The 6,560-nt window shown below is 63.3% G+C and carries 6 protein-coding genes; 1 reads left to right on the top strand and 5 read right to left on the bottom strand.

Translation table 11 applies throughout. The features are described from left to right. Window positions 1-509, bottom strand: a 509-nt coding sequence (locus tag OXH56_01980; GenBank protein ID MCY3554069.1) for a hypothetical protein, incomplete at its 3' end; no start/stop codon positions are given. A gap of 180 nt (window positions 510-689) precedes the next feature. On the opposite strand from OXH56_01980, the gene OXH56_01975 reads away from it, so the two are divergent. After that, complete coding sequence (locus OXH56_01975) at window positions 690-1,283, top strand: tetratricopeptide repeat protein (GenBank protein MCY3554068.1); 594 nt, start codon at window positions 690-692, stop codon at window positions 1,281-1,283. A gap of 235 nt (window positions 1,284-1,518) precedes the next feature. Here OXH56_01975 and OXH56_01970 read toward each other — a convergent pair whose 3' ends face one another. The 4 genes from OXH56_01970 to OXH56_01955 all read right to left on the bottom strand — a co-directional run. Continuing rightward, window positions 1,519-3,177, bottom strand: a complete 1,659-nt coding sequence (locus OXH56_01970) for a peptide ABC transporter substrate-binding protein (GenBank protein MCY3554067.1) — start codon at window positions 3,175-3,177, stop codon at window positions 1,519-1,521. A gap of 71 nt (window positions 3,178-3,248) precedes the next feature. Next, window positions 3,249-4,574: an aspartate aminotransferase family protein gene (locus OXH56_01965; GenBank protein ID MCY3554066.1), complete on the bottom strand. Its 1,326-nt coding sequence runs from the start codon at window positions 4,572-4,574 to the stop codon at window positions 3,249-3,251. Between the two features lie 86 nt (window positions 4,575-4,660). Next, entirely contained in the window at window positions 4,661-5,425 is a 765-nt protein-coding gene (locus OXH56_01960; protein ID MCY3554065.1) for a sugar phosphate isomerase/epimerase, read from the bottom strand. 39 nt (window positions 5,426-5,464) lie between these two features. Then, window positions 5,465-6,560: Gfo/Idh/MocA family oxidoreductase (locus tag OXH56_01955; protein MCY3554064.1), on the bottom strand; the 1,096-nt coding region annotated here is incomplete at its 5' end.

The raw sequence follows: 6,560 nt of genomic DNA, 5'->3' as shown, positions 1-6,560 counted from the left end.
CGCCGCTCGAGATCGAAGCGTCTCTTCTTCTGCTTTTCCACGTCCCCCACGGTAACGCGGACGAAAAAGGCGCCGTCGGGATAGTCGATAGAGTGGATATCCCCCTGGGCGAAGGCGGTCGCCTGCCCGGCGCCCACGGTGTACTCCTTGGCCACCTCAAGGCGGGCCGGTCCTTCTGACCCCCCATTGTCCAGCCGCTTCCATCGCCGCATCAGGGTATGCCCGGTGTAGTTGCCGTAGATCACGCTGCAGGGACCGTGATCGTGGGGCGGGGAAGTGCCGCCCGTTCGACCCCCGTGGACGATGACGTGTATATCCGTCTCGGGATCATGGCCGATCACCGTGTGGCCTTCGTATTCGTCCATGTTCACATAGGTTTCCAGCAGATCGGACCGGCTTAGCAGTCTTTCGGTGTTCTTCCTGATCGAATCCAGTCCGTCCCTGATCCCGTTTTCCCGCACGATCCGCCGCGCGTCTCCCAGAAATTCATCGACGGTGTACTCGCTCATCGATGGCCTCCTTGATGCTTCGATTCCGTCTGGAACGCATGAAAGTCGAGAATATAACTTGCTAATCTAAGCGAAATAGCATATCTTATCTTACTTGGATACAATATACGCCGAAAACCTCGATCTGTCCATAAATACTCAGTGTCCTGTATCGCTAAGTTATCCAACGGAGGAATAAGGATGACACGCATCAAGAAGTTGAACATTCTTGCCGTATTCACCGTCCTGGTCGCGTTGGTCGCGGCGCCTGCCATTCAGGCCCAGACGATCGATGATGCGAAGACAAAAGTGGACGCCATGCCGGACGATCCTCCCCGTCACTACAATCTCGGCATCGCCTACTTCAAGACAGGACAGTATACGAACGCCATCGGTGCGTTCCAGAAAGCCGTCGAGTTGAAGGCGGATTACAAGGAAGCGTACTACAACCTCGGCCTTTCCCAGCAGAAGGCGGGCCAGACCTCCAACGCAATCAAGTCGTTCCAGAAGGCGACGGCGATCGATGCCAAATACGCGGACGCGCACGGCGCGTTGGGCAGCGCTTACCAGAAGCTCAAGAACAGCAGCAGCGCGATCAGGTCTTACAGGGCCGCGATCGGCATCAACGACAAGAAGGCGAACTGGCATTACAACCTGGGCATCCTGTACCAGACCCGCGAGGACTATCCGAACGCGATCCGGTCCTACGAGAACTATCTGAGACTGGCGCCCCGGGCCCGGAACGCCGCGTCACTCCGGAACATCGTCGCCCAGATGAAGGACGCGATCCGGTAAGCGAGTTAATGATTGATCCGGCCGATCCGGCCGGCGTAGAAAAACAAACCGAAAATCGAAGGCCTCCGCGTGAAAGGGATTCGCGCGGAGGCCTTTTTTGTTGACATTCGTTCGTGAGGATCTGAAGCGCCCGCCGCCCTGAAGCGCTCGCCGCCCTGAAGCGCTCGCCGCCCTGTACCTCCCGCCGCCCTGTCGCACCTGGGTGTTCTCCCGGGTGGTTTTCAACTGGCGGTTTTCAGCGTGAGATGTAGACCCGCGTATAGTCCATGGCGCCGACCGTGCCGTCGGGGTTTTCCGCGATCCCCTTGACCCAGGGCTTCCTGAGTTCCAGGTACACCGGATGGAAGAGAAAGGACCCGGCGTAGTCCGAGACCATGATCTCCTCCGCTTCTGCGTAAAGCGCGCGCCGCCGGTCCCTGTCCAGTTCCGCGGCCGCCTCCTCCACCAGGCGGTCGAACTCGGCGTTCGTCCAGTCCGAACGGCCATACCCCTGCGGCTGCGAGTGCCAGATCATGTCGAGCATGTTGCGCGGATCCAGGTAATCTGCGTAGAACACGATCAACCCCAGGTTCATGCGCCAGTTATACATGTTGTTCATGTACATGGTCCGGTCGGCGCTCCGGATCGTGACGTCGACCCCGATGTTCTCCTTCAGCATGGCCATGATAGCCTCGCTGATCCGCTTGATGGTGGGATTGGGCGCCCGCAGCCACATTTCCTGGCGGGGGAACCCCCGCCCGCGGGGATACCCGGCGTCGCTTATGAGCTCCCGCGCCCTTGCCGGATCGTAGACCTGGTGGGGTTTCATGGACGGTCCGTTGTACTCCGCGAACTCGGGCGGGATCATGGAATAGGCGGGGACGGCCGTGCCGCCCAGGAGGATATTAGTGATGACCTCCCGGTCGATCGCCCGCGTGAAGGCTTCCCGGACCCGCACGTCGTCGAAAGGCGGCTGCCGGGTGCGGTAGAAGAGATACCATGAGGCCCGTGCGGCGATCTTGACCAGGTCCGGCGCGAGTTCGGGATCGGCCAGGATACGGGGCATGTCGGTCACATCGACGAGTTCGCGGTCCACCTCGTCGTTCTCGTAGGCGAGGACCGTGGCGACTGCCGCGTTGCGGAAGGGATGGATGACCTTCTCCAGGTAGGGCTTGTGGGGACCATTGTACATGGGGTCCGGAACCAGGGTCATGTGGCTTCCGGTGACCCACTCCGACAGTTTGAACCCCGAATTGGAGACGATGTTCTCGAGGCGGGTCCATTTCCGCTCGTACTTTTCGACCTGCCATGGCGGTACCGGCAGCGCATTCCCGTAGGATACGATGTAGGGAAGGTACGGCGCCGACTTCTCCGTCTCGATGACCAGCGTGAGATCGTCGACCGCTCGGACGCCCAGCTGGGTCAGGTCCTTGATCTCGCCGCGGTTGATGGGCCTGGCGTTCTTGAAGTCGTGGTAGAAGAACCCGTAGGGATTGGCCTCCTCCGGGTCCAGCATGCGGCGGAAGGAGTAGACGAAGTCATGGGCCGTCACGGGACGGCCGTCGCTCCATCTCGCGCCCGGGCGAAGATTGAAGGTCCAGGTCTTGCCGTCCGGGGAAGACGTGTAGCTGTCGGCGGCCGCGGGTTCCGGATTCCAGTTTGGATCGCGGCGGAGCAGGGGCTCGAAGGGGATGATGGTGTCTTCCGTGTCGTAGTCGTTAATCGCGGAATCGAGCGTGCGGGGCTCCGGGCTCATGTACCTGAAGACCTGCTGGTCCCGCGGGGAGGCGTCCGGCGGAAGGGGCCGCGCGGCCGATTCCCCGGAACCGCCTTGTGCTGCGATAAGCAAGGGGACCAGGAAGAAGGCGGCAACGGCGCCGAGCAGGGCAGCAGCAAACTTGAAGGATTGGGGCATGGTTCGGATCCTGTGTTGAATGGATGGTCGGTGAATGCGGTCCGTGCGGACCATGCGGACCAAGCGGACTGTCAGATTTCTTCCAGCGTACCTGCCACCGCCTCGACGAGTCCGTCGATATGTGATTCGTCCATGGCCGCGGAAAGGCAGTTCATGGCGAGGCCGTTCGACAGGTAGTAACCGCGGTTCAACAGCCCGAGGAACAACGCGGATACGGGACCCTTGTCCGCCGCCGCCACGGCGCGGTAGGTTCGGACCGGCCCCCGTGTGAAATAGATGCTGAAGGTGGAGCCGGACGCGGCCGCCGTCGCCACGGTACCCGTACGGGCGAACACGTCTTCGAGACCCTGCACGAGACGATCGATGAGGCGGTCGAGCCTTGTATATACGTCGGGCGTCAGCACTTCCAGCATGGCGACACCCGCGGCCATGGTGACCGGGTGGGCGCTGAAGGAACCGCTCTGGAAAACCCGGACCTTGCCCACGGTGGGATCCAGCAGGGACATCAGTTCCCTGCGGCCACCGAATGCACCCGCGGGAAACCCCCCGCCCACGATCTTGCCGTAGGTGCTCAGGTCGGGCAGGATGCCGCACTGGGCCTGGACACCGCCCGGTGACGCGCGGAATCCCACGATTTCGTCAAGGATCAGAAGCACGCCGTAACGCGCGGTGATCTCGCGCACCGCCTTCACGAAGTCCATGCGCTGGGGGATGACGCCCGTCTTCGGGTCGAGGATCACGGCCGCCAGTTCGCCACTTTTCTCCGCGACAATCGCCTCGACGGCCACCTCGTCGTCGAAGGGCAGGATGACGACGTTGTCGGTGGCGTTGGGGGGCATGCCCCCCGCGCTGGCCACGGGCACCGGCCGGTCCGCGGGACCCGCCTTCGCCGGATCGGGCGAGGTGCTGATTTCGACGGCGTCGTGACTGCCGTGGTAGCCTCCTTCGAACTTGGCGATGAGGTGACGGCCCGTGTATTCCCGGGCCAGCCGGATCGCGTGGAGTGTCGCCTCCGTCCCGGAGTTGCAGAACCGAACCATCTCCAGCGATTCCACTCGCCGGCACAGCTCGTCCGCCAGCGCCGTTTCGATCCCCATGGGCGCGGCTACGGCAATGCCCTGCTCCAGCTGTCGCTCCACCGCCTGGACGACAGCCGGGTGATTGTGCCCCAGGATCTGCGTCGTGTGGTGGTTGGCGAAATCCACGTACCGGTTGCCGTCCACGTCGTACAGGTGGCAGCCTTCGGCCCGCGCGATGGTGACCGGGTAAGGCGCGTAGTAGTAGGCGCCCTTGGCGACGCCGGGCATGACTTCACCCGCGCGCTTGAACGCTTCAAAGGATCCCGGCGTCCTTTCGCGGTAGACGGATTCTTGCGATATTTTCTGTGCCGTAGTCATGTATTGGAGATCCCTTTCAATACGGACCGGATTCGATAGTTCATGCCGCGCGGGCACTCGAGCGCAGTTTCGTGCCGCGCGGGCACTTACGCCTGGTACGCTTCCCAGAGGGCCTTGTAGTAGCCCATCAGCCGCTCGGGTTCGGGGCTGTGGGCGATTTCAGCGAGCGTGTACCCGTCGTAACCGTCCGCTTGAAGCAACCGGAACAGCTCCCGCCAGGGATACTCCGCGCGATAGATCTCGGTGATGTGCACCAGGCCGATCTTGTGGGACAGCAGCCGGTAGTTCGCCTCGATGGATCCATCCTGCACCTCGCCGAAATTCGAGTTCCAGCAGATATAGGCATTGGGATGGTCCGCGTAGTCCATGATGGCGCGCATGCGCCGCGGTTCCTGGGTGTCCTTGCCGTGCACCTCGACCCGGATCTGTACGCCCAGGCCGTCGGCCGCTTCCGCACACTCCCCGACGGCTTTCCCGATCTGCTCGAGGGTCGCCTCTTCCGGGACGCCCGCTTCGAGCTGCAGGCCGTTGGGGCGCACCTTGACGCCCGGACAACCCAGGTCGGCCGCAAGCTTCGCGTACGCGACGGTTCCATCCACGTTTGCCCGGACCTCGTCCGGATCGACCGAGTGATACTCGAAGGCCGTGCCGAGTCCGACCAGGTCCATACCGCTGTCCTCGAAACTTCGCCGTACCTCCGACCGCTCGTCCGCGCTCAACGAGGATTCCACGCCGTGGGCGTGGGTCGTGCGGAGTTCCACGCCGGTGAAACCCGTCCTGTCGCACATGTCGATGATGGCCGGCACGTCCCAGTCCCGGCCGATCTGGTAGGTCACGAATCCGAGCTTCATTCGGCCTCCTAACCCCGCAGGCGCCGGACGCGCGCCGCACTAACCCCGCAGGCGCCGGACGCGCGCCGGCACGTCGTCCTGGTGTATTTCGGAGGACAGGATGCCCGAATCCCGGTCCGGCACGGGCAGATGGACCTTCTGCCCTCCCCTTCGATGGGATTCCCGGAGGGCGATGGCCACTTCCAGGGCTTCCCTTCCGTCCACCCCCGAACACTTCGGTGGATGTCCGCTTTCGACGGCCGAAATCAGGTCCGCGACGATGGTCAGTCCCATGGACGGGAACCGGGCCGGCCAGGGAAAGGGCATGCGGGCCGGCACGCCTCTGCCCCGCGGACCGCCGGGATGCAGCTTCACCAGTTCGGCGTCCTGCCCGTTCGCGATCGAGCGGAAGCGGCCCTTCGTGCCCAGGACGTCGATTTCCCAGTTCGCGATCCCGCAGGGCATGCCGCGGACAAAGGCCCGGACCCCGTTGTCGAAGGCCAGGTATCCGTTGCCCATGAGGTCCTTCTCGCCCGCCGCGGCCTCGTCGGATTCCATCTCACCGTACACCCATTCGACCCTTCCGCCCGCCATGTACCGGACGATGTCGATGAGATGGCTGCCGTTGTGGGAAAGGCCGCACTGGCCGTAGCCCGTCACCTGGACGATCTCGCCGAGTTCGTCTTCTTCGATCATGGTCTTCGCGTGGGCGAAGAACGGATGCCAGCGCCGCGCGCAGTTGATGGCCAGGGCGACGCCGTGTTTCGCGCAGGTCTCCACCATGTCATCCGCCTCGGCCAGGGTCAGTGCGATGGGCTTTTCGGCCCAGATGGCTTTCACGCCTGCCCGGGCGGCATCCTGAACGATCCGCGACCGGATCCGGGCGGTGGTGCAGACGCTGAGCAGATCGATACGCTCCTTCTCGAGCATATCGCGGTAGTCGGCATACAGGTGGTCGTCTTCGATGCCCCAGCGCTCGCCGAATATGGAACGCTGCTCGTCGTGGGGGTCCGCCCCGGCGACCAGGTCCACGTCAGGCGCGGCCTGGTACGAAGGCGCGTGACAGTAGGGCAGGAAGATGGATCCGCCCTGGTCGATCTCGTCGTCGAATGTGCTCCCCATGCGGCCGAGGCCGATCACGGCGGCGCGGTATCTG

The organism is Gemmatimonadota bacterium (assembly GCA_026702745.1).
In the GTDB taxonomy this organism is placed as follows: Bacteria; JAAXHH01; JAAXHH01; order JAAXHH01; family JAAXHH01; genus JAAXHH01.
The sequence above is the reverse complement of the archived record's forward strand: the minus strand, read 5'-3'. Positions and strand labels throughout refer to the sequence as shown.

Excerpts from the sequence above, each read along its gene's own strand:
- OXH56_01960 (MCY3554065.1), bottom strand. The coding sequence starts at position 5,425 with ATGAAGCTCGGATTCGTGACCTACCAGATCGGCCGGGACTGGGACGTG.
- OXH56_01970 (MCY3554067.1), bottom strand. The coding sequence starts at position 3,177 with ATGCCCCAATCCTTCAAGTTTGCTGCTGCCCTGCTCGGCGCCGTTGCC.
- OXH56_01975 (MCY3554068.1), top strand. The coding sequence starts at position 690 with ATGACACGCATCAAGAAGTTGAACATTCTTGCCGTATTCACCGTCCTG.
- OXH56_01965 (MCY3554066.1), bottom strand. The coding sequence starts at position 4,574 with ATGACTACGGCACAGAAAATATCGCAAGAATCCGTCTACCGCGAAAGG.